The following is a 23,028-nucleotide window of genomic DNA, read 5'->3' as shown; positions in this document are numbered from 1 at the left end:
GCATCGAGTTGCTAAAGCAAGGCGATTAGGTCACTAACATGATGTTGAGAAAGATCAACGATAGCCGTTAGATCCTCCATCACTTCATCGAAATGAAGCCCGGGCTTGAGTCTCCGGCCATACTTAAATCTAACAACATTTTGAGGCAGCTTCAGTTCGTAAGCGCCTTGGGGCAACGCTATATTCCACTCATTCATTGCACTCAGAACACGAGCATGCTTTTCTTGCGAAAAAATGAATGGGAAGACAATTACAAAAACAACAAAGCCATCCTCGTTGACTTCCTCCGCGCCAACCAGCACATTCAAGTCATATGTGATTTCATCCCCTTTAAAGGGAAGGACTATCACGCGCTCGTGCGGTTCGGAGAATATGTATTTTCGAGAGGTCAACTCACGACGAATGAATGACGCCCAAGTGCCTTCATCTTCTTCTCTGATCATGCGGCTTCCAATGAACGCATAAAATTCTTCATGTCGTCTGAACTTTTTGATTGGCGAATTCGAGAAGGATAATCCAAATCATTTGCGACAGTTGGATTGATCAAAAACTCACCCATTAGCCCAACAATATCATCTCGATCTATTTCGAGATGTTCCAATAAGGGAAGGTTTCTACCGGCAGAAATCAACGGACTGACTTCAACTCTGAATCCCTCCAAATCCGGCAGAGTAAATCTTTCGACGTTTGATGCGTCGGTGGCGGCGAAAGCCGCAGAATCCGGCACGTAAAGAATGTCTTGCGCCACAGAAAAATATTGTGCCGATTGCCGCGCGTTCTCAACCGCTTGCGAGTTCGCTTGACGCGCGGCTTCGGGCGCTACTTGAAAAGCCGCACCCGTTGTCCACGCCCATCGGATCGCCTCTGTTTTATTCTCCCCCGACCTAAGCTCTTCACGAACCAATTTTTCTTGACGGATTAATTTTCGACGCTCTTTTATAGCAAGAACGCACACGTAAGCGGCCGCCAATGAAATTAACAGCGTGACTGTCTGAAGAAAGAACAACTTATTCATATCTTCAACTGTATATTTTTCACTTTATCCCGAATAAAAATCGAGAATACCGAAACAAGAAACACGACCGCTATCGACATCAGACCATACCAGAATAGCGACGTGTGTAGCTCTTGCGCCTCAGCATATGTTAAGGGATTTTCCTTGCTATTTAAGCGATCAGCAATTTGAAAAGAATCCATTTTGCAGAGAAAATAAGCCACCCACAAAACAACGCTTCCCACAAAAAAAACGATGCTCGCCCAACTCAGTTCCTGATATTTGATGGCGGCCGGCAGCTTTTCAATGTCTTGCAAAACCACAATAAACATCATGGCCGCGACGACCAGGAAGTCTGCTCCCCCAAAGTTCACCTCAAACGCGTCACCGACATTTTTGTGCCAGGACCAGAGCCACAGTCCCACGGGGACCAGAACCGGGACAAAAACCGCCCAAGTAAGCCAAAGCCTGTACTCATGCTTGATACGGCCTTCTTCTTCTGCGGACTTTGGCACAGTTAGCGCAGGTGAGTGATGAGGTTGGTTAGGAGGTGCGGACGCCATGCGCAAAATCTGCAGCAACAAAAGGTTGCACTGTAGTTCAGTTCGGAAGAAGCCCAAAGAACCGCTTTTACGAAGATTGAGGCGTCCTCACCTTCTCGCTTGAAAGACTTGAGGCTCAGCGGTGTCTCTCGCCTCGGTTAGCGGCGCCGGAGCGGCATCGAACAACTCAACGGCCGGCACCTTCAGCATCTCTTTCGCTTCCTCAACGGTGCAGGTCAGCCAGCGGTCGAAGTCGTGCGCCTCAAGAGGGATGACACTGCGCTTGTCCTGCTGATCGGGCGGCAGCTTCGGATCGGGCTTGTGCATGCGGCTCATCAGCGGGTGCCCGTCTGCGTTCAGCGTCAGCATGGTGTAGTTGTCCCAGATCTCGCCAGTTTCCTTGTCGATCCAGGTATTCCAGAGTCCGGCCAGGCCCCACGGCGCACTATCGGCCCGCCGAAAGCGCCACCAGACGTTTTTGCCCGTTTCCCAGTTCGGCTCGTCGAAGCTTGCGGCCGGGATGATGCAGCGCTTGCCGCGAGCCCACGCATCCTTATAGGTCGGGGATTTCTCCACGCCCTCCGAGCGCGCGTTGACGGTGCTGAGGCGCGTGCCGCGTGCGGTAGTCGGCACATTCGTCTTCGACCAGGGCGGGATCATTCCCCACTGACCCACCACGAGCTCGCGCGCGTATTCCACCTCGTCGGCACGCCGGATGAACCTGGCTAGCGACAGCGGAAAGACCGTCAGCAGGTCCTGCCAGTCCTTGCGCCTATTGGTCCTTCGATCAATCCTCCAGAACGCTTCAATCTCACGTTGCTCCGGGCTGATATAGCGAGTACACATCGCGCAATTCTTGAGTCTCGAAAGGGATATGTCACTCAGTGATTGGCCTCAGCCAGTCCACCGCCGCTTCGTCAGGCGCCATCGCTCGGAGGCGCTCGTCGCGCCACAGGTCGCGCGCGACATCCTCCAGCTCAAGCGGATCGACGGTATGCCACTGCTGCTGCAACCGGTGCGCGCAGGCGGCAATCCAGAGGGTTGCGGGCACGTTTTCCATGGGTCCATTATCACCAAAATACTGTATATTTGTACAGTACAAAGGTACTAAGACCCGTGACGCCCGAGCCTCCCATTGAAGAAGAACTTGCCGAGATGGCGCGACGAGCGGGCGAGCTTGCAGAGGGTGAGCCGTTGCGTCCGACCCTGCTGGCGTTCGCCGACATGGTGTCCGGCAAGTGCGCGAGGATCGGCGACCAGTACGGCGACTGGGACCGCAACGCGGGCGATCACATCCGTGCGGTGATGCACGGGTTTCCGGCGCTGCTGCCGAAACCGCGATCCGGCGAGTGAGATCGTCATGCGCGTGAAGATGAAACCCCGATACCGCGGCGGCACCCGACTGAGCAAGCGGGAGTTCGTTGATCAGCCGTGGCTGTGCGGGATGCTGACACTGCGCCCCATTGAAGGAAGGATGCAACTCGGCCTTTGGGAGGCGCGCCCCGACGATGTGCCACCGCCATTAGGCATCCTCTGGCGCCCCGAGGTCGTCGCCTGCGCATTGGACACCATCAGCTTCGCTGGGACTGAGCAGGTGAACGGGCGATGGTGCTACCAGGTCTGGTACTGCGAGATTGGTGGCCCTCCGCGAGAGTGAGCCGTGCCGCTTCGCGTGGAACCCCTCTGAAAACGATCCCGGCGTCGGCCTACTACTGAAAAGCAATCGCTTCAGAGGATTCAGAGCCCAGCAAGCGATTGCCAGTCCGGTCAATAGCCCTGCCCGATACAATTTCCGCAGCGACCCGACGAGGTTGTTCAGTGTCGGAAATACACGATGCGGCTCCGCCTCCTCCGTCCGGCTTGCGTTCTAGGCGATCCCATGTTGAGCATTTACGGTTGGTCTTACTTCTTCCCGGCTGCAGCTGCATTTCTGTTGTTGCTCTTCGGCGCGGCGCTGTTCTGGAAATTCGGGACTGAACGACTTGAGCACTGGGCGCGATGGGTCGCCGGGTTTCTGCTTCGCCAGAAGCTGTTTCGGGTTCCGCTGGCTCGGGATCTCGTTCGAGTCGATCTACTGCGCATCCTTACGGGCTTGATTCTGCTGCACAGGACGCTGCACTCTGGCGCCTTCATCTTCCACGGCCCTGACCCGCTTTCGGTGAAGTTCGCCTGTGCCGTCACCTTGCTCCTGGCCACGATGTTCACGCTCGGAATTGCGACGCCGCTTGCAGGTGCGGCCTTGTTGTTCCTGAACGCAGTGGTCCTCGACACGATCATGCGAACCTACACGCTCGGTTCCGATGTGCTGTCCATGTTGCTGTTGGTCTTCACCTTCCTGCCCGCTGGAACGAGCCTCTCGATCGACAGACTCGTCATTCATCGAGGTCTTCCCGGCGCCTCATTGCTTCGCGCCGTCTATGGAATCTTTGGTGCGCCGACGCTCCTGCGCGCCGTCCTCACCAAGGCTGCCTGCCTGGTCTCGTACGGCCTGCTTTGCCTCTACTCAGGCTCCCTGCACATGAGGGAGTCTTTCTGGCTCAGCGGCGACGTTGGCTTGTTTGTCCTGTCGAGCTCGTATTTCAACGAGCACTATGAACTCTTCAGGGAGGTACTCGCAAGTTCCCCGATCGCCATCAGTCTGGCGCGTCTCTCCATGATGACAATGCTCGTCTGGTACTTCGGGTTCGGTCTCTTTGTGATCATCGGCGGCGTTTTCCGATGGTTTGCCATCGGATGGGCCTTCTTGTTCTTCCTGGTTTCCACGTTCGTGCTCCAGCTCGGCTGGCTCGGCTACTACGAGTTCCTGTTGCTCGCGATCCTGTTCTGGAACCGGACCGCACTGAATGTCGGCGGGCGCGCTTCCCTGGACGTCCTCTATGACGATCGCTGCAATCTTTGTGATCGCACGGTGCGGTTCCTGCGACGTATGGACATCTTCCATGTCGTCACGTTGAGGCCGTTGTCCCACAACGCCGAACTGATTGCGCGCATCGGACTGAGCACGTCTGAAGCTCTCAAGGACTTGTACGGGCACGATCCAAGGACTGGACGCACTTGGCGCGGCTACGACTTCTACATGGAGATCAGCAAGCGGCTGCTGTTGCTTTGGCCGGCGTTCGCGGTATTTCTGCTTGGGCGGCTCCTGGCCATCGGACCCTTCATCTATCGCTTGATCGCCGACCGGCGCGTGCGCTGGTTCGGCGTCTGCGAACGCGCTCCGGAGTACAGCAGGACGTCCATGAGTGCGAACCTGCTGCTGCACGGTCGGCGCAAGCGCCTGCCCAGATCGCTGTTCGCCGCGTTCCTGACCATTCATGCCAGCTTAGCCGTCATCTTTTTCGCGACCCTTCCTCTGTTCGGGTCCGCGCCGCCGCCAGTGTTTCTGTCGCAGATGTCGCACGTTTTCAGCATCGCGCAGATCAACGTCTTCAATCAGCAAGATCTGATGATGAATGAGCACTGGTTTCTCATTCGCGCAGTTGCGCCCGATGGATCCGAAACGCTGCTGCCATTCAACGGCTTGGATGGCGAGCGCCTGGAATGGCATGAATCCGACCGTGTCTACTTCGGGAACTCGATTCGCTGGCGGCGAGTCGCCAACTTTCGGTCGAGCATCTGCTTCGACCCCGCGGACACCGAGCTGATCCAAGAAGTTATCGGATGGAACCGTGTCCGGGACGAGGAGCCGGTGGATCACTACAGAGTTGACTATTTCGTGCAGCCCAAGCCGCGATTTAACTTCGAGCAGGCGCCCTATTTCGTGATCGACGATCCGCGCCTCACGTGTACCGCCCAGTTCGGTCCGGAAGGGAAGTTCATCACCTGGCGGAAGAAGTAGCACGGCTGGGGCACGCTACGAAGGGGTCGGCGATGCGAATATCTCCCGCTGTTGAGCCTCCAAATCCTTATGCTGCGCTGGCTCCGCCAGGTCATCGGTCGCCGGGCACGAGCTCGTGAACGCTACAGGATCGATCTTCGCGGGCTCACGTTGCCGCTTCGACGGACCGAACATCGATGCAGCATCCAGATGGGCGTGCCGGTCGAGGTCGCCGAGGGCACACCTGGCATGATGGTGGCCGCCGATCGCACCGAGGTCTCGCTTGGCATGGCTTGGTGGTATCAAGCCTACTCGCGTGAGCAGACGCTCCAGGAGCGTGAGCAGTACGAGCTTGCCCAGACCCAGGCGCACGGCAAGGGCTTAGGCCTATGGGGCGACGAGCGTGCGACGACGCCGTGGGAGTGGCGTAAGGAACAGCGGACAGCTTCGAGCCACTAACGGGGCCAGGAGTCGATCAGCCCCATGCGCTTCGATCTCTCGCACCCGTAGGCGCCGATCCAAAGCGCGGCCCACGCCTCCAGCTCTTTCTGTGGAGCAGGCTCTATCAGGTCATCGGGCGTTGGACACGGGCTCGTGAACGCCACAGGTGCCTGGTCGATCTTCGCGGGCGCACGCTGCGGCATCGTTGAGCAGGCGCACAACGCGAGGGGCAACAAGGCAGCCAGTGCCATCCGATGGAACATCGCGTATCTCCTTGACGGTTTTGGTGATGAAGCGGTCCCGGTGGACCGTCTGCGCCGCGTGTTTTTCCTCGGCCACGCGAGCGCGGCCCCGGTTCGTCTCACGCTGCAGCTCTGCGCGGGCTTGGTACTCGGCTTGCGAGCGCTCATAGCCGCCACGGTCGGCCGTGTGCCAGAGCTTCCAGAACCCCGCCACCAAGGCGAGGACGATCAAGCCGAGGGCAACGAGTTTTGCGGAGAGAGACATAGCCGAAGCCTCCAGATTTCATGCGGGCAATCGGCGGAGCGGTGCCCCTCCTTGCCACATGCGATGCACCTCACTTCGAGCCCCAATGCAGACACAGCTCTTCGCCAGTGCCGCGGCGATCAACCAGGCCGTTCAGCGTCACGAGTTCGCCCTTGACTCGGCCTTTGACCCAGCGCGAAAGCTCATCGCATCCACCCTCGATGTCGCCCCTGTTGAACTTCGCAACCAAGGTTGAATTGATGGTGTTGCGGTTGGCGCCGAGGTTGTAGAACCAGTCAATCAGCGCGGCCTGCTGCCACTTGTTGAGCCGGTCGAAGTTGCGGACGTAGCTACGTGCAGCACGCTCCGCCACAGCGAGGTGCTTAGCCTCCAGCGCGCGGCACTCCGCTTCGGTGTAGCGCTTCGTCGGGATGACCTCGGCGCCCGTCACGCCCCTGCACACGGTCCAGATCCCGCCCGTGTCTTGGTACGGCAGGGAGATCACCGCACCGCTTGGCTGCTTCACGGTCGGGCCTTCACCCTCGTACCAGGCCTGCAGCACAGCGGCGATTGCGAGGGTGCCAGCTGACCCAGCAGCGATTAATCGGTTGCGTAGAACGGGATTCACGTCAAGCCTCCTGGCTTGGTGAAATCACCATTCGCCCAGCGCTTCAGCCGCTGGCCCCACTCCGTCTCTTCGCGCCACCACTTGCGCACGAGATACATGATTTGAAGCACTACCAGCACGCCAGTCAGAAAGCCGGTCCAGCTAATCTGCGAGTACCAAGCGATTCCGCCAGCAGGCGCGGTGCGGACCGCCAGCTCAACCGCGATGTCTTTCAACTCCTGCTTCATTCGTTCACCTCCAGGCCCGCGGCCTTTGCAATCTGGTCGGCCATGCGCTGCGCGGCGTCGAGATGGGCCTGCAGCGTGGCTTTCATCGCTTCAATGGGGTCGCCTTTGATCGCCTCCACTGGTGCGGGCGGTTCGGGTTCTTCGGGCGGCTCGGGGAGCATTCGCAGTTCCCACTTGTTGGCAGCGGGCAGGAAGTGCGGCCATTGCTTCGCGCTGTCATAGCCGCGCGGCGGCGGCTTCGAAGTGGACCATGCTGGCACCAGCACGCGGCCGGGTTCGAGCTGGTCGTATTCGGCTGGCGAGCCGCCGAGGTATGCGCCTGTTTCTGAGTGATAGTTGAAGACGTACATGGTGGGCCTCAGTACTTGATACAGAAGGGGTAGGCCAGATTGCTGGGACGCCCCTCGATGCCCTGCGACTGGATCGAAATGTTGGTGGCGGTGGCGAGCAGCCCAGTGCCGCGCACGTCCGTTTGAATCGTGTGCGCATGCGAACCGGCGACGCCGGTCGCGGCACCGATCTGCGCGTATACGGTGGTGCCACCCGAGAAAGCGCCAGCGCCCGATGGAGTGGATCCGGTGTATCCGTGTGCGTGGTCCCCGGCCGCGAGCGTCGAACCCTGGTGCGCATGGCCCGGGTCGGGATGCACGTGCGTTGGGTCCGCAACGCCGTGCACGTGAGGTGCGTTTGATGCGAGTTGATAGCTGCCCAAAACGCGTCCCGGGTCAACGCCGCGCGACTGATCAAGGCCCCTTAGAAACATGCCGCGGAAATCCGGCACGCGGAATGTGGTGGAACCATCGCCCACCGAGTAGGAGCCAAAGCTGCCTGCGGTCCATGCGGCTTCGCTTACCAATCCCGCGGCGCTGGCGTAGGCGAACAGAGCCGCGTAGGTGGTGCGCGAGAGCAGCGAACCGTTGCCGATGACGTAGCCGAGCCCAGCTGTGGCGCCAGAAAACGGAACGATGGCGCCCACCGGCATGCCGGCGCCATCGCGAAGTTGAGCGATGAAGCTCAAGGCATAGCGGATCGCGTCGTCAAGGGTAGCTGGCAAGTCCGAACCGTCTGGCCCGTTCAATGCAGGATTCGTGTTGCAGGCGGCGAGAGTGGTTGTGACTGCCATGGGGATGCTCCAAGAACGAGAAAACCCGCCGAAGCGGGTTTGCTGGTGGTGAAAAGGGGTGCTGCCTACAATCGAAGCTCAACTGGAAAGGACCCAGATGGAAGAACGACCGGATCAGTTCAGCCGCAACGGCTTCTCGGCGATGTGGCTCGTCGCGTTGGGGGTCGGCGGTGTCGCCGCCGTCTTGATGTTTGTCTACGGTCTACTGGCCGGGGTCTGATAGAAGGCCCATCAAACCCCCGCCAGTCAGTGCGGCGCCCTGAGAAGCCGCCATCGAAGGCGGCAATCGTCCGCGTGAGGCAGCCCACTCCACCGCACCAGGCGACGTAAGCCAGCGCGCCGTGCCGTTGGTGATACCGAGCCCCAGCGCCGCGCCCGCAGGCACCCATGGATTGATCAGGCCGCCCATTGCAGCAGCACCAGCAGCAGGTACAGAGGCAAGGATGCCCCGCGCCGCCGCGTTTGCGGCAGTCCCCGAGGGGTTCGCCCACATCTTCGAGTTCTCGCGCATCATGCTAGTGGCCCGCGCGACACTCTCAACCGCATCACGCGCCTGACCGGAGTTCTTGAAACCCGAGAACAGTTCAGCGCGCGCGCTCGGTGACATCGCATTCCAGTTCGTCAGGAATGTCTCCGGACTCCAGGCGGTCCCTGTGTCGTTCTGCACACCATTGCGAGCCTTGCCCAATCGTTCGATGACCGTCCCGGCGACTGTGCCCCGAGCTTCTTCCGGTAGCGATTTCTTGATCGCTTGCAGCGTGGAGGTGTTCTCTTTTGTCGTCCGAGTCAACGCTGTGAAGGCCTGCTCTGGCGATTGCGTGCGCCCCTCTGAAAACGGAGCGATCAGTTCCAGCCGCTTAACACCGGCTCGCGTGTGATCGTTCGCACGATTGAACGCGCGCGTTGCATCAGGGCCAGCGGCGTTTGCTACGGCCTTCATATCCGCGGTCAGCGCGCCGTACAAGGGGTTCCACTTGCTGCGCGGCACATCGCTCATGATGGTGTTGTCTGCGATCTCGCCGCCCACGAGAGTGCGAGTCTTCTTCACGGCTTCGAACGGCAAGCTGTTCGTCGCTCCGGCGCCCATCACACCGCTGCCGCGAGCGCCGGCAATGTCGCTGTCGATGGCGTCCTCAATGCCTTGGATTCGGGCATTGCGGAACTGCTTCGAGAGCGCCGGCGCATTCGGAATGTCTGCGTTCAGTTCGGTAAGAGTTGCCTTGGTGCGCGACACATCCACCGGCGATTGGGGCGGAATGGTCCGGTCGAGCCGGTTGTATAGAGCCTCCTGCCGAGCCTTGAAGTCGTCAGCGAAGCCGCGAACACCGCGCTGAATCGCTACGCCAGATTCCAAGGCGCCGCGGTTTCGCGATGCCAGCTCGGCCGCCTGCTGGCTCTTTTCTTGAAGCCCCTGCACTGCGCCATCGCGGGCGCGGCCCATGATGCCAATTGCGCCGGGGGTGTTCTGCAGAAGGTTTTCAATGCCGCCAATCAGCTTGTTGCCGCTCGCCAGCCCCAGCGTGGGACTTTCGACGCCCGCATTCTTCAGATCCTGCACCCGCTGCACCATGTCGCGGCGGCCTTGTTCGCCACCACGAACGGCCCGCTGCACGGCACCTGTCGCGACTTGCTGCAGCGCTGTGGGCGCCAGGCCAGCCGTGATGGCGAGCGCCGGGTTGCCCGTGGCATCGTAGGCCGCTTTTCCGCCGAGTACGCCCATGAGTGACAGACCCGCTTGGTTCGCGGCTTGAGTCCACGACACGGGGGCAATCACGCCAGTGAGCGCGCCCCCGGCCGCTTGGGTGTAGCCGCCTTCGTAGTCCGGGTTTGCGGGGTCAAGCATGACGCGGCCGGCCTTCGCGTTGCGTGCCTTGTCGATCAAGTAGTCGCCCGTGCCCACCACCGTGCGACGATCCGGGGGGATGAGCCAATCCGGCGTTTTCCCGGTTGCCGCGGTGACCGGTACGCCGACGACCGCCCGGCCCAGATCCAACACGTTGGCCATGGTGTCAGCGGGGAGTCCGGCCAGCCGCGTTGCGCCACGCCAGAAACCAGTCCCTACTGCATTGGCCGCATCCATCACAGCCGAGCCCGTGCCGCGCGATTCGGCAGGCAGGACTTCGTAACGGCCGCCCGGCTCGTCTTCGAGGACTTCGTAGGCCATTACGGTTGCTCCTTCCATTGGACACCGTTCGACATCAGGATCTTGCCGGTGGTGGTATCGCGGATGCGCTGGCCCTTGTTCGAGGCGTTGGCAGTCGGGAGGCTTGGCAGCAGCTTTGGTGCCTTTGGCTGTTCAGTGTCAACCGGCCGCTTCACCGTCATGAGCTGTCCCGGGTCCTCGCCAGCATTCACGCGAGCCATCAGGGAATCGTGCGAGTCCAGGCGATGACGCGCGGAGCGATCAAGAATGCCGATCAGCGTTTGCAATTCGACCCCGGATAGCTCCGAGATGTCGCCGGCTTCGGCCTTGCGCAGAATCGCCCGCTCGCTCTCAGTGATTTGACCCTGCCCTTTCATTTGGCCGGCCGCCGACAGCTCTTGTCGCGAAAGCCCCTGCATCAGGGTTCGGGTGTTCGCAAGCTGTTCCGCCGCATCGCGCCCGCTCACGCCGAGCACCTGTCCAACGCGAGCCAGCGAGATGCGGGCATTCGCGCCAGGTCCCATGATCGCGCTGCCCAGGCCCTTGCGCATCAGCTCCACGTTCTGGAGCGTGCCTAGTGCGCTCTGTGCACCGGCTTGGCTGCTGGTGACGGTATCCGCGGCGCCCTTTGCGATCTGATCCTGCAACGTCTTCTTGGCCGCATTCGTGGCTTGATGGGCCGGGGAAAGCTCCACGATGTTGGCGCCGGACGGTGTCGCCCCGCCGAGGCGCTGAATCTCCCGCTGAATGCCGGCGCGGTCGCCTTCGGAAAGGTCAGTGCGTTTCAGCTCATCCTGCATTACGGCGATCTGTTCGCCAGTACGCCCGGACATGTTGTAGGGGGCCTCGCTGCCGCCGCGCACCGTGTAGTTCGAGGGCGTTTGTTGCATATTCCCCCCGCCGTATTGATCCAGGCGCGAGCGCACCGACTTCGTTCCGTCCGGGTTGTAGGTCGGGGATGCCTCTTGGAAGCGCGCTTGTTCTTCCGACTTCGCGCGCTCGGTGCCACGGGCAAGATCTGCCTGCGCCTGCGCTGCGCCAGGCAGCACGAAAACACCATTGGGCCCGATGCCCAACCCCTTCGATGGATCGGCCATGTACGTGGGTGCCCGGCCAGGCGTGAAGGCATAGCCACCGGCCGGCAGCGACGTAGGCACGTTCACCGTTTTCCAGGCCTCGATGAGGTCGGGTCCCCCTGCTGCCTTGAGCGCGGCGATGCGCTCGATGGGAACACCGCGAAGCCCCGGCGCACCGCTACCCTGTGACGCACTCGGATCGCCTGTCGCAACGTTGGAGCCGCCGCCCATGTTCGTGGCAACGGCGCCCGAGTCGCCAAGCAGATTCGAAGTGAGTCCAAGAATTTGCGCCTGCTTGGCTAACTGAGCCTCACGCAGCTTGGCCTGCGAAGAGTTTTCGTCAATCTGCGACTTCAGCAGCTGGCGGCGCATGTCGCCGTCGCGCTGCGCTTGCACGCCCTGCAAGGCTCCCGCAATGCGCTGGCCGGTGCCCATGCGCTGCGGCGTGTAGCCACCGGCTGCGAGCAATTGAATGCCAAGCCGGGCATCGTCGCTGTCGAGAAGGTCAAAGAGTCCGGACATGTTTGCTCCTTACCAGGCCGTATTGCCGGAGGCCGAGGCCGCAGCGTTGGCCCCCGTGTCACCGATGCCGCCACCGGCCGGGGTGCCGCCGACGCCGGAAGTCCACAGATGGGCCAGCGGGTGGGCCTTCGGGTTCTTGTACTGCGCGCCGCGGCCGTACTGGTCGTTTGGATCCAAACCGCCCATGGCGAAGTACTCGCTCATGTCGCGGTATTCCTTGGTGCCGGGCTTCACGTCCATCCCGTAGCGGAAGGAGCCGTAGCCCCCGCCGCCGAGCATGGTTTGCCCATCGAAGCTAGACATGTTCGCGCCGTTGAGCACGTCCTCCTGTTGCAGGAAGTCGCCTCCCCCCTGCTTGGCGGGTGCCTCTGCAGGCGCCGTGGCTGGGCGTGCATTGCGTACCGACTGCTGCCCGAGGTCGGGTGCGTTGTCGGATAGCAAGCCAGACCAGTTCCAGGCGTCAGGGCGTGCGTTGGGCTTCGTCTTGTCGAAACCGACTTGCTGTCCGCCGAGTTGGCCGAGCAAGCCGGGCACCAGTTCGCGAACGTAGTCGTTCAGCGCATAGGAGTTGTCATAGGCCGCGTCCTGCTGAGCGCTGAACGGCTTCGCGGTGTACTGGTTCTGCAGGTTCTGACCCTGCATGATGTTCTGCAGCATCCAGGGCTGCGCCATCATCCACGGCTCGCTTGAGCTTTGCTGGCTCCCGCCGCCTCCGCCGCCGCTTTGCTTGTCGGCAGAAATGATCCCGCCGATGGCTCCGATTGCTGCACCCCATGGCATATCAGTTCCTTTCCGTCTTGATACAGACGATCATGGTGATTCGGTCGGTGTCGCTCTCGTTCGTCACCCAATGGGTGCGCGAGTTATCGAACCAGTAGATGTCCCCGGGCACGGTCACGAGCTTTTCGCTCTCGAAGTGGAATGCCTGCCCGGGTGCCGCGGCGATCTGCACCGCATATTTGTCGTAGTAGCGCGCGTGCCAGCCCGGGTCCGTGTGCGGCTTGCAGGTCTGGCCAGGTCGAATGCGCGTGATGAGCACACCGCCGAGGCGCTCACCGCGCACTGCGGCCATCAGCGGAAACACGATGTCGCGCACAGGCAGCACATCGGCCGGCGCGTACCAGACGCTGTCATGCGATCCGTCCGCTTGCATCGTGGCCGGGTCCGCGAAGCGAGCCCAGATGTCCGAGAGGCCGTGGTGCGGCGAATCCTCGGAGGCTGTGCGCTCGGTGCGTTGGTCCCACAGCTGCGCGTTCTTGTCGAGCGCCTGACGCAGCGGCTTTACGTTCAGGCCGCGCCACAGAAGTTTGATCGGGCTCAAGCTGCCAACTCCGCTGCGATGGCCATCATGGCCGGCATCCGGCTGTCAGGTGCGATCAGCACCTCATCGACTTGTGAGGGGTCGGTGCAGGCGGTGGCATGAATGCAGAACCACACCGCATCGGTCAGCGCGCGAATGCCGTGATGCTTACCCGCTTCGATGGTCAGGCAGGCAGGGCCGGCGACGACCGAGCGCATGCCGTCCACCAGCACTTCGACCGTTCCCGCGGCCAAGATCGAGAGGTGGGCGTGCTCGTGCATGTGCTGCACAAGGATCTGGCCGGCCGCAACGTGCGCTTCTTTCGCGTAGACGCCGCCACCGAAGTGATGAGCGATGCCGAGATCAACCATAGGACACATTCCCCGAGCTGCCGTTTTGCTGGAAGGTGTTGCCGTAGCCGTTGTTCTGGGCGCTCTGGTTGATGCTCTGGTAGGTGTTGCCGCCGCCGTTGTAGCGGTTCCAGAGGCTGCTGCCGATCTGCGCACCGCCCAGGGCCGAAGTGATCGGGTCGGCGCCGCCGCCGCTGCCCGTGACGGTGGAGGTCTGCCCGCCGCGGCCCATCGCGCCCGCCATGTTGGAGAAGTGCGTGAGGTAGTTGAGCGGGGTGTTCTGGTAGTTGGTCGAATTCCCGATGTCTTGCGTGTTGAGGCCGTTGAGCATGCCCAGGAGGCCCAAGCCGGTTTGCAGGTTCTGCTGGTTCTGGCCGAACGCATCGTTGTAGGTTGCGCGGTCAAAGCCGAGATCGAACTGCCGGGTGTTCTCATCGAAACCCTTTTGCCACTGGTACATGCCCTGCCGCTGGCTGTAGTCGTTGAAGCGGGCCGTGTTCGACAGGTTGCCCAGGTTCTTCTGCAGCATGTCGGCGTCCCGCGCTTGCATCTCCTGCAGGCCGGAGTTGCCGAAGGAGCCGCTGCGCACAAGCGCGGCGTTCGTCGCGGGCACTGCGCCGAGGTTGTAGTTCTTCACCATGTCGGCCGAGGCCGCATCGATGTTCTGCTGCAGGTACGGGTTGTTTTGGCCGAGGAAGGGGTTGCCTCCCATGCCGAGGTTGGATGTGTCTGCCATGTCAGGCTCCTTTCGATGCGGGAAGATTCAGGGTCGGCAGTTGCGCGCGCAGCTGCGGCCAATCGGGTTCGGCCATCACGCCGGAAGTGACCAGCGCCAGTACCTCGTAGCACTTGGCATAGACGGCATCCATCCACGTTCCGAACGCGATGCCTTCGGCATGGAAAGGGCTCTGCGGCAACGCCGCGCGAAGCGCCGCGGTCACGATGCTGTCGTAACCTTTTGCACGGGCGGCAGTATTGAGGTGCTTATCCACCTCAGCCAGCAACGCTGCGGCGCGCTGCTCGAACGTCGGCGGTTCGGGGGGAACGACCAAGGGCATGCCACCGCCGTCTGCTGCCACATGGCGGCCTGCGCACGCCGCATAGACCTCGTCGCTGATCTGCTTTGCGTCAGCCGGCATGTTGTCGCTGTGCAGCTCGTCGCAGTAAAAGCCGCCTGTAATCGCGCTGTAGTACATCTGCATGCGAGCTCCTAGAAGCCGACTGCGAACCAGTTACACGACCCAGCTACGCGCGTGCCTGCGACATTGAACAGCGAAGCATTGAATCCAGTGACTGCATAGGCTCCAACGGTCGCGATGTACGGACCAGCCGCACCACCACCTGCATAGCTCGTCACGACAGAGCACACGGCGCTAGGGAAGGCCACAGGGAAAGAAACCCCCACGTCGCCCGAGGTGAGGGATACATAGCTGCCCTGCTGGAGGATGTAGCCCGAAGGGAACTTCTGCCATCCAATGCTTGATTTGAGCGCGGTGAACTCGTCCGCGAACATCTGCATCGTGGCGATGCGAGTGCCGCGCGTCCCCGCAGCAGGGTTCGGCGCGGTCGGCGCGCCGGTCAAGGCGGGACTTGCCAGGGGTGCCAAGGTCCGCACGAGGTCGATCTCCGAGTTCACGGCGGATGTGACCCTACGCGCCCACTCCAGCATGGCGCTGCTTTGACCAGGCAGCCGGGGTTCCTGCTCCAGCTTCATCGCTCACCCACCTGAATGGCCTTCACGTCAAAGGCCGTTTCTTTGTGGTCGCCTGTCATGTCTACCCGGATGCGATGGAAGCGGGCCGATTGGCGTACATCGAACTTGCCATCGTTGATCGCGCACATCGCGCCGACAACAAGAGGATCGCCCTCGTTCATCTTCAACAACCCGGTCGCCGTAGCCGTGGCTGGCGATAACGAGAACCGCGTGCGGAACCGGTCGATCATGGTCACCATGTCGTCGTCGCCGAGGTCACCAGTGGTGAAGCTCGACGCCCCCGCGACGCCGCTGTTCGACACCAGTTGGTTACTGGCGTTGAAATAGGCGTAGAGCCGGCCACCGGCTAGCCAGTATTGCGAGTCGAAAGGCGTTTCAGGCAGGCTGTCGATGGACGCCGCGTATGCATTCAGGCCGTCGATGGTCACGCCAGGCGATATGAAGTTCAGCGCGGCTTGAATGACTCGATCAGCCGAACCCCACTTTTTTGTAGAGAGGTGATAGGCCAGCGTGCGGTCGCAATCGCCTGTGGATGCGGGAGATGCATACGAGATCCAGACCAAATTGCGCTGGCGGTCGTAGGTGCATTTGGTGCGGTAGCGGAAGGTCTGGCTCGAATTGCGGCGGAACCAGTCCCTGATGACGCCTTCGCCCAGCGCTATCGGTCGGCTCCCGTCGAAGAGCCAAAAGTCATCCTCGCCGACGATGAAATGCACGCCGCCGACATCACACACCGCTTCCGGGCCGACTGCGCCGCATTCGCCGCCAGGAATCAACGTCCACTGCCAGGCGCCATTGGAGGCCCCGACGAACGAGCCCAGGAAGACACCTCGGCTCTTGTAGGCCACGACGTAATCGCCGAGCGGCAATCCGGCCTGAATGGCCCCCTCCTTGGCAACTAGGCGGCCCGTAGTTGCGCCGGTCGCAACGCTCGGCACCCAGTCGTTCTGGTTGTTCTGCGCGCAGCACCACCACCTGTCTGAGGACACGCCGAATGTGCCATCGTTCGTATTGAAGGCGAGCACGAAGTTGTTAGACGCGCTAACAATGATTTTTGCCTTCGGCGCGGTGGGAACGTCAGAGCACACGCCAGCCGTCGAGAGCTGCATGGGGTCCGAGAGGTTGGAAAACAGCGTTGTGTCGCCGAATTGGCAGATGCTCCAACGCGCGTCCGGTGAGCCCGCGTAGCTACCGGCCTTGCTGCGGTCGGTCCAGACAGTGGAGGCCAGCTCGTAAATCTTGGTCTGCGTGGTCGCAAAAATGCGGCGCCCGCCATCCAATCGCATTACCACCGCGGCACCGCTGCACGGGGCGGGCAAAGGAGCGGCCTGTACAGGCGTAGGCGACGGCGCACCCATGAACCCCGATTCGAACGGGATGATGTTGATGCACTCCATCAGCACGCCCACGACGGTGGGGTCCGAATCCGGCGCGAAACCGATGATCGGGCTCATCCTGCACGCACCACCAGCGGAGCACCGCTATATGTGGCCTTCGAGTCCTCCGTGTGCATCGCATCGACGATGCCGCCATAGAGGCTCGCCCAGGACGCAGCGTGGTCGGGCTTCTTGACGAACAAACTGGCCTCGCCGAGTGCGGCGTACAGGTACAGGTTGGGCTTCGAGGTCAGAAGCCAGTTCGTTGCGCTGGTTTCCAGCGGCTCAAGCTGTTCGTAGTAGAGCGCCGTGATCGAAAACACGTCCGATGGGACCGGTCCGAAAACGAGCGTGTCGCCGGAGATCGAGTAATAGAACGGCTCGCCGGTCTGATCGCCGAAGCGGGCCGCGAGCTGATCCGGGGTCATGAATTCGAGCGGGCGGCCGTTGTAGTGCAGCGACTTGAACTCCAGCCAGCGCGTGGGCAGCGCAACGCCAAGCCCCGCCACGGTGGAGAGGGTTGCTGCCTTCAGCATGCGGCGCACGCGCACATCCGTGGCAATGCGAGACTCGGCCAGGGCGATGAAATCGGGCACCACGGCCGCGATGTCGCCGCGGTTCATCCAGTTGACGACGGCGGCCTGCAGCGTGGCGTAGCTGTTGATCGCCATGGCTCAGATCCGTCCCGGCCAGATGCGGAAGTGCGCGAGGGCCGGGTCTTCCAGCATCCGGCGAATGTGTGCGGGATCGACGCACCACTCACGATAGGTGATGTCGTTGTCCAGGCAATACTGTTCGATCAGGATGTTGGGAATCGAAGCCGCGAGCTTTACTTCGCTGGAGCCATGCAGGCCGGCGCGCTGCATCTCCTTCGCGCGCTCGGCGACTGGCGTGCAGTCCTGCGTGCGCTGGATGAAGGCTTCTTCATCGCGGAAGACAACTCGAGAAGCGATTTCTTGCATAGAACCTCCGGCGTCTCGCGACGTTGGGAGAAATGAAAAAGGCCCGAGGCGTAAAACCTCGGGCCTGCCATCAACGCCTCGATTAGCTCAGGTCGAGCACGCCGCCGTGCGCACCCGGTGCGCGGTTTTCCAAAGCGTATTCAGCCAGGATCATCACGGCTTCGGAGTCGCCGGTTTTCGCCAGCGGGGTCTTCTGCAGCGGACGAAGGTAGGCGACGGCAACCTTGTCGTTCTCGATGAGGAACGCATCGCGCGGGCGCTGGATGCGGTTCGGCACTGCCTTGAGCGCGCCGAAGTCGGTCACGTAGATGTCCGTCGCGGCCACGACCTTCTTATCTTCGCCCTCGTCGAACCGCGTGCTGTTGCCCAGGAACGTGGAGAAGGTCTGTTTTTGCGTCGGGCCGAGCATCAGGGTGTTCGGGTTGCCGCCAGCGGTGTAGATCTTCTGCGCCACGTCCTTGAGCTGCGCTTCGGTGAATGCACGCAGGGTGCCGTCCGTCTGCGCCACGTTGGTGATGTAGTTGGGAGCCACATAACCCGCGCCGGCGTTGACGTTCGCCGCGTCCATCCAACCCACCATGCCGCGGGTGCGGCGTGGCGTGGTGCTGGCGACGTTGTTCTGCGTGATCGCAAATTCCATGTCGCGCTTCAGCTCCAGGGACTTCAGCGAGACTTGGTAGGCCAGCTCCTTCTTGCGGCCTGCGGTGTTGACCGCATCTTGCGTGCCCGACACGCGCGCCGTCTTGCGAGAGATCTGCGTGCGGTTGCCGAGGCGGACGGTCGGCACGGCAGCATCGGCCGTGGCGTCGTCGCCTTCGGCCTGCGCGTTGTCGGCCGGCGCAGCCAGGGCTTGCGTCTGCCACTCGTGCAGGGTGTTTTCCGCCTTCGTGCGCTCGGCCAGGCTGAGCAGCGGGGTTTCTGTGGGGGCAATGCGGTAGATGACATCCGCGAGGTCTTCGCGGTTGCCCACTGCCGAGGTGGAGGTGTACGTATTGGTGGGTGCAGCCATGATGAAGGCTCCTTAAAGCATGGATTCGAGAACCGAAGCGGCAGCCTTGACCGAGCCACTTTTGGCCAGGTGGTTGAACGCTACGGTGCGTTTGTCGATCGATCCCGAGTCACCAGAGCCGGCGCGCACCACCTTCGTGGGGGTGTTCGCTACCTTCTTGGCCGCGGCGTCAGCGCTGCTCATCAGCTTGTCGTAAAGCATTGCCTTGCGAACATTCATGATGGCGCGGTGGTCCGCTACGTTCTCGATCTCGGCGGCCGTGTACCCGTTGTTCACGAGGTAATCGCGGATCTCCGCCGTCTCAGCCTTGCGTTTGCCTTCATCTTTCCACTCGGGAATCTTGGCGATGATTTCATCTCGCTGACTCTTCAGGTGTTCGACGAACTGCTGATGTTGCTCGGCTGCGGCCTGCTCGCCGATGGCGTGGCGCTCGGCGCGGACTTGCTGCAGTGTTGCTTGCCTCTGATCAATGAGGTGCTTCTGCCGCATCGCTTCCTGCGGATCGCTATCAATAAGAGCGGGCCAGTCGATTTCTTGCTGCTGTTGCAGTGCCGTTTCCAGTTGAACCTGAAAGCGGTCGAGGTTGGCCGCGTATTGCTGTCGCTCAGCGCGTGCCTGCGTGATTTCCGACTCTGCAGCCTTCCGGGTTTCGGCGGCTGCCATGGTCTTCTTCGTCGCGTCCTGCTGACGCTGGTAGCCCGCAATGACTTCCTCGCGCGGCACCTGGATCTCCTTGCCGTCGATCTTGACGGTGAACATCTCAGGTTGCGTTTGGTCGCCCTGCCCGGCGTCGGCGCCTTGCTGCTGCTCTTCGCCGGCCGCGTCGGCATTGGCCGAGGCGTCAGGGTTCGCGGCAGCGTCGGCTGCAGGTTCCTTCTTGGGTTCGACGTGATCCCCGGCGCCTGCCGGTTGGTCATCGTCCAGAAGCGAGGAAAAGGCTTCTGCCGCCTGATTGACGCTCAGGCCTTCGTTGGGTCCCGCGTTGGGGGTGTCCATGTCCATGATTACTCCATGCCGACTGTGCGGCGCAGCGTCTCGCGACGGATGCTGGCGGGTGAAGGGAAATTCCCATCAGGCGGGCCGCCTCCCACCAGAATTTAGAGGGCGATGATGTCGCCCGAGGTCAGCTGGTACTCGGCTTTGTCGCCCACGAGCACGCGAACGTTGCCGTGCGTGGTGGTCACGATCTCGCCGCGTGCTGCCGGATGCCAAACGGTGGCAATCTGGTGATCGGGTGCGTTCAGCAGCATGATTTCGGCTTCAACCTTCTCCCAGGCCTTGCCCTCGGGCGTGGTCGGCAGAGGTTCGTTGCTCGGCGCCACCAGGTCGAGGCCGAAGCTCTCGGGGCCTGCGGTCAGCTCAGCCATGCCGCTTCCTCCTTCGTCAGCTTCGCCCGGTGCTCCAGCTCCAGTTGCGCCAGCTTTCCCGACTCCAGCCGGGTTTGCAGGTTGAACTGGATCTTGTCCAGCAGCTTCAGGGACAGCCAGAGCGTCTCCCGGCCCTGCGGGTCCTGTGCGGGTGCGTTTTGCCATGATTCGATGATCTCCGTCTTGAGGGAATGGAATGCCCAGGCGTAGGACTCGTTTTCGAGCACTTCACGGGCACGGTTGCCGCGGTACGCCCGTGCGCCGGGCGATGTCGCAGACTCTTCAGACACATCTGCGGCCATTGCGCGCGCGATGCGGTCGGCAGAAACGCTGTTGCCAGCGGGCACCTTGCCCTGCAGCTCTGCCAGGCGCGCGCCAGCGGTGCGCAGCGTGGCCCAACGTTCAACGAACGTGACGCGGCCGAACAAGCGCCGGTAGATGCAGAAGCTGCTTTCGGCGCCCTCCTGTTCCTCGCGGATCTCCCATGCAGGCGTAAAGAAGGTGACGACAGCCCACAGAAAGGACGTGATGCGGTTCATTGGCGGACCTCTGCGGCGATTTCGCCGGTTGCGGCCTGCGTGGCCGCGTTGTCGATCTTGGCCTTGCTGCCGATGCTCGCCACCTCTATGCGTGTTGCCGCTTCCAGTTCCGCCTTCCAGCGTTGAAAAGCGTCGTCGCGCGCGCGGGCATCGGCTTCCATCTGGAGGCGCATCGCATCGAGCTGTGCCTGATGCTGCGCCTTCAGCGCTTGCTGTTCCGCTTCGGCCTGCTGGCGGTTGATGTCCACCCGGGCCTGCATCTCCATGCGCGCTTGCTCCAACTTGGCCTGCTGTTGCAGCTCCATGGACTTGATCTGCTGCTGTGCCTGAAGCTTCTGCATCTCGATGGCCTGCTGCGCCTGCAGCTTCGCCTGTTCGACTTGCATCTGCATCTGCATGGGGTTCGGCCCCTGCTGCTGCGGATTCTTCTTCGGGTCGTTGAAGAAGCGCTCACCCGACTTGAAGCCCATCGTCTTGGCGATCTCGGTATCGAGCTCGTAGATCTTCTCCGGCGTGGACGTGCCCATTTGCAGGCCGGTGACTTGCAGCTGCCGCAGCGCCATCAGGTGGCCCACTTGCTGATCCTTGTTGCCAACGCCCAGGCCCACATTGATTTCGGTGTCGAACTGGTTCTTCCACTCGCGCGGGTCCATTTCGACCCACTCACCGGCAATGCGGATCAGCTCGGCCTTCTTCTGGTTCTGGCACACCAGCTTGAGCATCATTCGGAACAGGTCAACGAATCCCTCAGCCAGGTTGCGGGCCATCAGGTCGGTACGCATGTCCGCCTTGTTCGTGATGATCTGCATGCCGCCGTAGGTGTCGTTCAGCCCCTTGGCGTCGTTGCCTTGGCTGTAGCGGGTCCAGCCAGTGGAGTTTTCGAGCGCTTGCTCTTCCTGCTCCATCATCTGCGCCGCGGCGCCGAGGTCGCCCATGCCTTGGTCAAGGCGACCAGCCATGCCAGGCGCATCCATCATGACCACGCCGCCCGGGCGACTGTCGAGCAGGCTGTTGAAATCGACCTTGCCCTTCACCCCGAAGTACCGGCCATTCACCTGCAAATACATGTTGTCCAGCTGGCCGCGGACGATGCTGGTCTTCGTCTTCTGGCCTTGCATCGCCAGGTCGGCGACGGACAGGCCCCAAAACTTGTGCGGCATCGGCACCGGGCACCAGCTCACGAACGGCGCTTCGTCAACGATTTCGTTGTCCAGGATCTGATCGCCGCAGCGCACGATCTTGCGCAGCTCTGAAATGCCATCGCCGTCGAAGTCCACGCGCAGGTACAACTCCTTCACCCAGACCTTGATCTGCGAGCGGTCCGTGGTGTTCGGCGTGTCGTCGGCAGTGTTGGTGCCCGTGTCGTCGAAACTGTCACGCTCCAAGCGTTCTGCGTTGTCGTTGCCCTCGGAGTCGAAGCCGGTCAGCTGGTCGGTGTTCGCGTACCCCATCGACTTGAGTTCCGACAGCGTGCGCTGCACTCGGTGGCCGACAAGGCGGGCTTCCGAGATGGTCTTCGCGCCTCGAGAAATGATGAACTCTTCGCCCGGAACGCCTTCGATGGTCAGCTTGCCACCCTTGCGCGTGATCTTGCAACCCACGTCATAGAGCATTGCGGGCGGCTGCGCTTCGATCACCGCCAGGCGCTGCTGGATCTCCATCACGGCGGCGGGGCCACCCTGCGGCGGGCGCGGAGGTTGCTGCGGCTGCGTGGCGGCCATCGGTGCGGCGGGTGGCTGCTGGCCGGGGCCTTGCGGCGGCGTACCAGGTTGCGGACCTTGGGCGCCCTGCTGCTGCGCGGCCTGCATGGCTTGCATCAGCTGCTGCTGGAGCCCTTCGACCGCCTGCGCGCGCTGCTTGGCGTCTTCTTCGTCTGCGTATTCCTTGTGGTCGATGATTTCGACCTCGGGATCTTCCATGAGCTTGGCAAGCTCGATCTTCGTCATGCCAACGTACTCTTCGCGCTTCTCTTCGTTGCGCATGTCCCACCAGCATTTCAGAATGCCGCGCTTCTGAAGCAGGCCGTCTTTCGCCCAGGCCACGGTGATGGTGTGGCCGTTGTTCTTCTTGAAGAACAGGTGGTTCAGGTACTTGGTCGCCGAGTCGGCCTTCTTCTCGTCGTCCGGCTTCGTGGGTTCGAATTCCACCACCTTGTCGCCGCCAACGAACTTGGCCACGAGCTGCGGCAGCATCGATTCGACGGTGTTGCGCACGTCCGGTGAGACGACCTTCGAGCGGCCGACGATTTCCGGTGGCGCGAGGTCGCCCTCGGGCTCGGCGTAGTAGTACGCCATGGCCTTACGCCGCTGTTCCGAGAGCTTGCTGCTGTCGAGGCCGAGCGCTTGGCTCACCTCGGCATCGACAAGCGCCTTCAGGTCGGCATCGGTCATCCGCTTGTTGGTAGTGGTCATA

The 23,028-nt window shown here is 61.8% G+C and carries 31 protein-coding genes; 5 read left to right on the top strand and 26 right to left on the bottom strand.

The genetic code is table 11. From position 1 onward, the window contains the following. Positions 1-11 precede the first annotated feature (11 nt). The 5 genes from QHG62_RS05605 to QHG62_RS05585 form a co-directional block, all read right to left on the bottom strand. A complete protein-coding gene (locus QHG62_RS05605; protein ID WP_281149871.1) occupies positions 12-443 on the bottom strand; it encodes a YbjN domain-containing protein in 432 nt (143 codons plus the stop codon). After that, the gene (locus QHG62_RS05600; RefSeq protein WP_281149870.1) at positions 440-1,015 is read right to left on the bottom strand and encodes a hypothetical protein; all 576 of its coding nucleotides are present in this window, start codon (positions 1,013-1,015) and stop codon (positions 440-442) included. Before QHG62_RS05600 ends, QHG62_RS05605 begins: the two co-directional genes overlap by 4 nt. Then, positions 1,012-1,578 carry a hypothetical protein gene (locus QHG62_RS05595; protein ID WP_281149868.1) on the bottom strand — a complete coding sequence of 189 codons (567 nt, stop codon included), beginning with the start codon at positions 1,576-1,578 and terminating at the stop codon, positions 1,012-1,014. Before QHG62_RS05595 ends, QHG62_RS05600 begins: the two co-directional genes overlap by 4 nt. A 66-nt stretch (positions 1,579-1,644) precedes the next feature. Next, complete coding sequence (locus tag QHG62_RS05590) at positions 1,645-2,382, bottom strand: SOS response-associated peptidase (RefSeq protein ID WP_281149867.1); 738 nt, start codon at positions 2,380-2,382, stop codon at positions 1,645-1,647. A gap of 31 nt (positions 2,383-2,413) precedes the next feature. After that, a complete protein-coding gene (locus tag QHG62_RS05585; RefSeq protein WP_281149866.1) occupies positions 2,414-2,596 on the bottom strand; it encodes a hypothetical protein in 183 nt (60 codons plus the stop codon). Positions 2,597-2,652: 56 nt separating this feature from the next. Between QHG62_RS05585 and QHG62_RS05580 the strand changes: the two genes are divergently transcribed. The 4 genes from QHG62_RS05580 (at position 2,653) to QHG62_RS05565 (ending at position 5,812) form a co-directional block, all read left to right on the top strand. Next, positions 2,653-2,889 (top strand): hypothetical protein, encoded by a 237-nt coding sequence (locus QHG62_RS05580; RefSeq protein WP_281149865.1) that lies wholly within the window; start codon positions 2,653-2,655, stop codon positions 2,887-2,889. 7 nt (positions 2,890-2,896) lie between these two features. Then, positions 2,897-3,193 (top strand): hypothetical protein, encoded by a 297-nt coding sequence (locus tag QHG62_RS05575; RefSeq protein WP_281149864.1) that lies wholly within the window; start codon positions 2,897-2,899, stop codon positions 3,191-3,193. Positions 3,194-3,415: 222 nt separating this feature from the next. Continuing rightward, entirely contained in the window at positions 3,416-5,374 is a 1,959-nt protein-coding gene (locus tag QHG62_RS05570) for a thiol-disulfide oxidoreductase DCC family protein (RefSeq protein WP_281149863.1), read from the top strand. A gap of 69 nt (positions 5,375-5,443) precedes the next feature. Further along, positions 5,444-5,812: a thermonuclease family protein gene (locus QHG62_RS05565; RefSeq protein ID WP_281149862.1), complete on the top strand. Its 369-nt coding sequence runs from the start codon at positions 5,444-5,446 to the stop codon at positions 5,810-5,812. Positions 5,813-5,923: 111 nt separating this feature from the next. Here the strand turns inward: QHG62_RS05565 and QHG62_RS05560 are convergent, their stop codons facing one another. From QHG62_RS05560 to QHG62_RS05540, 5 genes are all read right to left on the bottom strand, one after another. Continuing rightward, positions 5,924-6,301, bottom strand: coding sequence for a hypothetical protein (locus QHG62_RS05560; RefSeq protein ID WP_281149861.1), 378 nt, complete (start codon positions 6,299-6,301; stop codon positions 5,924-5,926). A gap of 70 nt (positions 6,302-6,371) precedes the next feature. Further along, entirely contained in the window at positions 6,372-6,908 is a 537-nt protein-coding gene (locus QHG62_RS05555; RefSeq protein WP_281149860.1) for a lysozyme, read from the bottom strand. Then, on the bottom strand, positions 6,905-7,135 hold the full coding sequence (locus QHG62_RS05550) for a hypothetical protein (protein WP_281149859.1): 231 nt from the start codon (positions 7,133-7,135) through the stop codon (positions 6,905-6,907). The genes QHG62_RS05555 and QHG62_RS05550 overlap by 4 nt, the downstream gene beginning before the upstream one ends. Beyond that, positions 7,132-7,485 (bottom strand): hypothetical protein, encoded by a 354-nt coding sequence (locus QHG62_RS05545; protein ID WP_281149858.1) that lies wholly within the window; start codon positions 7,483-7,485, stop codon positions 7,132-7,134. Before QHG62_RS05545 ends, QHG62_RS05550 begins: the two co-directional genes overlap by 4 nt. Positions 7,486-7,493: 8 nt before the next feature. Further along, the gene (locus tag QHG62_RS05540) at positions 7,494-8,258 is read right to left on the bottom strand and encodes a phage tail protein (protein ID WP_281149857.1); all 765 of its coding nucleotides are present in this window, start codon (positions 8,256-8,258) and stop codon (positions 7,494-7,496) included. Between the two features lie 97 nt (positions 8,259-8,355). Between QHG62_RS05540 and QHG62_RS05535 the strand changes: the two genes are divergently transcribed. Then, positions 8,356-8,478: a hypothetical protein gene (locus QHG62_RS05535; protein ID WP_281149856.1), complete on the top strand. Its 123-nt coding sequence runs from the start codon at positions 8,356-8,358 to the stop codon at positions 8,476-8,478. On the opposite strand, the gene QHG62_RS05530 is transcribed toward QHG62_RS05535, so the two are convergent. The 16 genes from QHG62_RS05530 to QHG62_RS05455 all read right to left on the bottom strand — a co-directional run bounded on the left by QHG62_RS05530 (position 8,461) and on the right by QHG62_RS05455 (position 23,027). Then, complete coding sequence (locus tag QHG62_RS05530) at positions 8,461-10,422, bottom strand: hypothetical protein (RefSeq protein ID WP_281149855.1); 1,962 nt, start codon at positions 10,420-10,422, stop codon at positions 8,461-8,463. The two genes, QHG62_RS05535 and QHG62_RS05530, sit on opposite strands and share 18 nt — an antisense overlap. Next, positions 10,422-11,999, bottom strand: a complete 1,578-nt coding sequence (locus QHG62_RS05525; protein WP_281149854.1) for a hypothetical protein — start codon at positions 11,997-11,999, stop codon at positions 10,422-10,424. Before QHG62_RS05525 ends, QHG62_RS05530 begins: the two co-directional genes overlap by 1 nt. A 9-nt stretch (positions 12,000-12,008) precedes the next feature. After that, complete coding sequence (locus QHG62_RS05520; protein WP_281149853.1) at positions 12,009-12,779, bottom strand: hypothetical protein; 771 nt, start codon at positions 12,777-12,779, stop codon at positions 12,009-12,011. A gap of 1 nt (position 12,780) precedes the next feature. Next, positions 12,781-13,320: an aspartyl/asparaginyl beta-hydroxylase domain-containing protein gene (locus QHG62_RS05515; RefSeq protein ID WP_281149852.1), complete on the bottom strand. Its 540-nt coding sequence runs from the start codon at positions 13,318-13,320 to the stop codon at positions 12,781-12,783. Further along, on the bottom strand, positions 13,317-13,670 hold the full coding sequence (locus QHG62_RS05510) for a hypothetical protein (RefSeq protein ID WP_281149851.1): 354 nt from the start codon (positions 13,668-13,670) through the stop codon (positions 13,317-13,319). The genes QHG62_RS05515 and QHG62_RS05510 overlap by 4 nt, the downstream gene beginning before the upstream one ends. After that, positions 13,663-14,385: a hypothetical protein gene (locus QHG62_RS05505; protein ID WP_281149850.1), complete on the bottom strand. Its 723-nt coding sequence runs from the start codon at positions 14,383-14,385 to the stop codon at positions 13,663-13,665. The genes QHG62_RS05510 and QHG62_RS05505 overlap by 8 nt, the downstream gene beginning before the upstream one ends. Position 14,386: 1 nt before the next feature. Continuing rightward, on the bottom strand, positions 14,387-14,851 hold the full coding sequence (locus QHG62_RS05500) for a hypothetical protein (RefSeq protein WP_281149849.1): 465 nt from the start codon (positions 14,849-14,851) through the stop codon (positions 14,387-14,389). An 8-nt stretch (positions 14,852-14,859) separates the two neighbouring features. Continuing rightward, the gene (locus tag QHG62_RS05495) at positions 14,860-15,363 is read right to left on the bottom strand and encodes a gp53-like domain-containing protein (RefSeq protein WP_281149848.1); all 504 of its coding nucleotides are present in this window, start codon (positions 15,361-15,363) and stop codon (positions 14,860-14,862) included. After that, on the bottom strand, positions 15,360-16,817 hold the full coding sequence (locus tag QHG62_RS05490; RefSeq protein ID WP_281149847.1) for a hypothetical protein: 1,458 nt from the start codon (positions 16,815-16,817) through the stop codon (positions 15,360-15,362). Before QHG62_RS05490 ends, QHG62_RS05495 begins: the two co-directional genes overlap by 4 nt. Continuing rightward, positions 16,814-17,410, bottom strand: coding sequence for a phage adaptor protein (locus QHG62_RS05485; protein WP_281149846.1), 597 nt, complete (start codon positions 17,408-17,410; stop codon positions 16,814-16,816). Before QHG62_RS05485 ends, QHG62_RS05490 begins: the two co-directional genes overlap by 4 nt. A 3-nt stretch (positions 17,411-17,413) precedes the next feature. Then, positions 17,414-17,701 carry a hypothetical protein gene (locus tag QHG62_RS05480; RefSeq protein ID WP_281149845.1) on the bottom strand — a complete coding sequence of 96 codons (288 nt, stop codon included), beginning with the start codon at positions 17,699-17,701 and terminating at the stop codon, positions 17,414-17,416. A gap of 82 nt (positions 17,702-17,783) precedes the next feature. Beyond that, complete coding sequence (locus QHG62_RS05475; RefSeq protein WP_281149844.1) at positions 17,784-18,710, bottom strand: DUF5309 domain-containing protein; 927 nt, start codon at positions 18,708-18,710, stop codon at positions 17,784-17,786. Between the two features lie 12 nt (positions 18,711-18,722). Continuing rightward, positions 18,723-19,712, bottom strand: a complete 990-nt coding sequence (locus tag QHG62_RS05470; RefSeq protein ID WP_281149843.1) for a hypothetical protein — start codon at positions 19,710-19,712, stop codon at positions 18,723-18,725. Between the two features lie 95 nt (positions 19,713-19,807). Then, complete coding sequence (locus tag QHG62_RS05465; protein ID WP_281149842.1) at positions 19,808-20,077, bottom strand: hypothetical protein; 270 nt, start codon at positions 20,075-20,077, stop codon at positions 19,808-19,810. Further along, positions 20,065-20,616, bottom strand: a complete 552-nt coding sequence (locus QHG62_RS05460) for a hypothetical protein (RefSeq protein ID WP_281149841.1) — start codon at positions 20,614-20,616, stop codon at positions 20,065-20,067. The genes QHG62_RS05465 and QHG62_RS05460 overlap by 13 nt, the downstream gene beginning before the upstream one ends. Then, a complete protein-coding gene (locus tag QHG62_RS05455; protein WP_281149840.1) occupies positions 20,613-23,027 on the bottom strand; it encodes a portal protein in 2,415 nt (804 codons plus the stop codon). The genes QHG62_RS05460 and QHG62_RS05455 overlap by 4 nt, the downstream gene beginning before the upstream one ends. Between the last annotated feature and the right edge of the window lies 1 nt (position 23,028).

Source organism: Variovorax paradoxus, from assembly GCF_029919115.1.
In the GTDB taxonomy this organism is placed as follows: Bacteria; Pseudomonadota; Gammaproteobacteria; order Burkholderiales; family Burkholderiaceae_C; genus Variovorax; species Variovorax paradoxus_O.
The sequence above is the reverse complement of the archived record's forward strand: the minus strand, read 5'-3'. Positions and strand labels throughout refer to the sequence as shown.

Coding starts and splice junctions, on each gene's coding strand:
- QHG62_RS05510 (WP_281149851.1), bottom strand. CDS start 13,670: ATGGTTGATCTCGGCATCGCTCATCACTTCGGTGGCGGCGTCTACGCG.
- QHG62_RS05575 (WP_281149864.1), top strand. CDS start 2,897: ATGCGCGTGAAGATGAAACCCCGATACCGCGGCGGCACCCGACTGAGC.
- QHG62_RS05530 (WP_281149855.1), bottom strand. CDS start 10,422: ATGGCCTACGAAGTCCTCGAAGACGAGCCGGGCGGCCGTTACGAAGTC.
- QHG62_RS05565 (WP_281149862.1), top strand. CDS start 5,444: ATGCTGCGCTGGCTCCGCCAGGTCATCGGTCGCCGGGCACGAGCTCGT.
- QHG62_RS05570 (WP_281149863.1), top strand. CDS start 3,416: ATGTTGAGCATTTACGGTTGGTCTTACTTCTTCCCGGCTGCAGCTGCA.
- QHG62_RS05560 (WP_281149861.1), bottom strand. CDS start 6,301: ATGTCTCTCTCCGCAAAACTCGTTGCCCTCGGCTTGATCGTCCTCGCC.
- QHG62_RS05470 (WP_281149843.1), bottom strand. CDS start 19,712: ATGGACATGGACACCCCCAACGCGGGACCCAACGAAGGCCTGAGCGTC.
- QHG62_RS05605 (WP_281149871.1), bottom strand. CDS start 443: ATGATCAGAGAAGAAGATGAAGGCACTTGGGCGTCATTCATTCGTCGT.
- QHG62_RS05550 (WP_281149859.1), bottom strand. CDS start 7,135: ATGAAGCAGGAGTTGAAAGACATCGCGGTTGAGCTGGCGGTCCGCACC.
- QHG62_RS05480 (WP_281149845.1), bottom strand. CDS start 17,701: ATGCAAGAAATCGCTTCTCGAGTTGTCTTCCGCGATGAAGAAGCCTTC.
- QHG62_RS05600 (WP_281149870.1), bottom strand. CDS start 1,015: ATGAATAAGTTGTTCTTTCTTCAGACAGTCACGCTGTTAATTTCATTG.
- QHG62_RS05590 (WP_281149867.1), bottom strand. CDS start 2,382: ATGTGTACTCGCTATATCAGCCCGGAGCAACGTGAGATTGAAGCGTTC.
- QHG62_RS05585 (WP_281149866.1), bottom strand. CDS start 2,596: ATGGAAAACGTGCCCGCAACCCTCTGGATTGCCGCCTGCGCGCACCGG.
- QHG62_RS05465 (WP_281149842.1), bottom strand. CDS start 20,077: ATGGCTGAGCTGACCGCAGGCCCCGAGAGCTTCGGCCTCGACCTGGTG.
- QHG62_RS05545 (WP_281149858.1), bottom strand. CDS start 7,485: ATGTACGTCTTCAACTATCACTCAGAAACAGGCGCATACCTCGGCGGC.
- QHG62_RS05540 (WP_281149857.1), bottom strand. CDS start 8,258: ATGGCAGTCACAACCACTCTCGCCGCCTGCAACACGAATCCTGCATTG.
- QHG62_RS05475 (WP_281149844.1), bottom strand. CDS start 18,710: ATGGCTGCACCCACCAATACGTACACCTCCACCTCGGCAGTGGGCAAC.
- QHG62_RS05520 (WP_281149853.1), bottom strand. CDS start 12,779: ATGCCATGGGGTGCAGCAATCGGAGCCATCGGCGGGATCATTTCTGCC.
- QHG62_RS05535 (WP_281149856.1), top strand. CDS start 8,356: ATGGAAGAACGACCGGATCAGTTCAGCCGCAACGGCTTCTCGGCGATG.
- QHG62_RS05485 (WP_281149846.1), bottom strand. CDS start 17,410: ATGGCGATCAACAGCTACGCCACGCTGCAGGCCGCCGTCGTCAACTGG.
- QHG62_RS05525 (WP_281149854.1), bottom strand. CDS start 11,999: ATGTCCGGACTCTTTGACCTTCTCGACAGCGACGATGCCCGGCTTGGC.
- QHG62_RS05460 (WP_281149841.1), bottom strand. CDS start 20,616: ATGAACCGCATCACGTCCTTTCTGTGGGCTGTCGTCACCTTCTTTACG.
- QHG62_RS05505 (WP_281149850.1), bottom strand. CDS start 14,385: ATGGCAGACACATCCAACCTCGGCATGGGAGGCAACCCCTTCCTCGGC.
- QHG62_RS05455 (WP_281149840.1), bottom strand. CDS start 23,027: ATGACCACTACCAACAAGCGGATGACCGATGCCGACCTGAAGGCGCTT.
- QHG62_RS05500 (WP_281149849.1), bottom strand. CDS start 14,851: ATGCAGATGTACTACAGCGCGATTACAGGCGGCTTTTACTGCGACGAG.
- QHG62_RS05495 (WP_281149848.1), bottom strand. CDS start 15,363: ATGAAGCTGGAGCAGGAACCCCGGCTGCCTGGTCAAAGCAGCGCCATG.
- QHG62_RS05490 (WP_281149847.1), bottom strand. CDS start 16,817: ATGAGCCCGATCATCGGTTTCGCGCCGGATTCGGACCCCACCGTCGTG.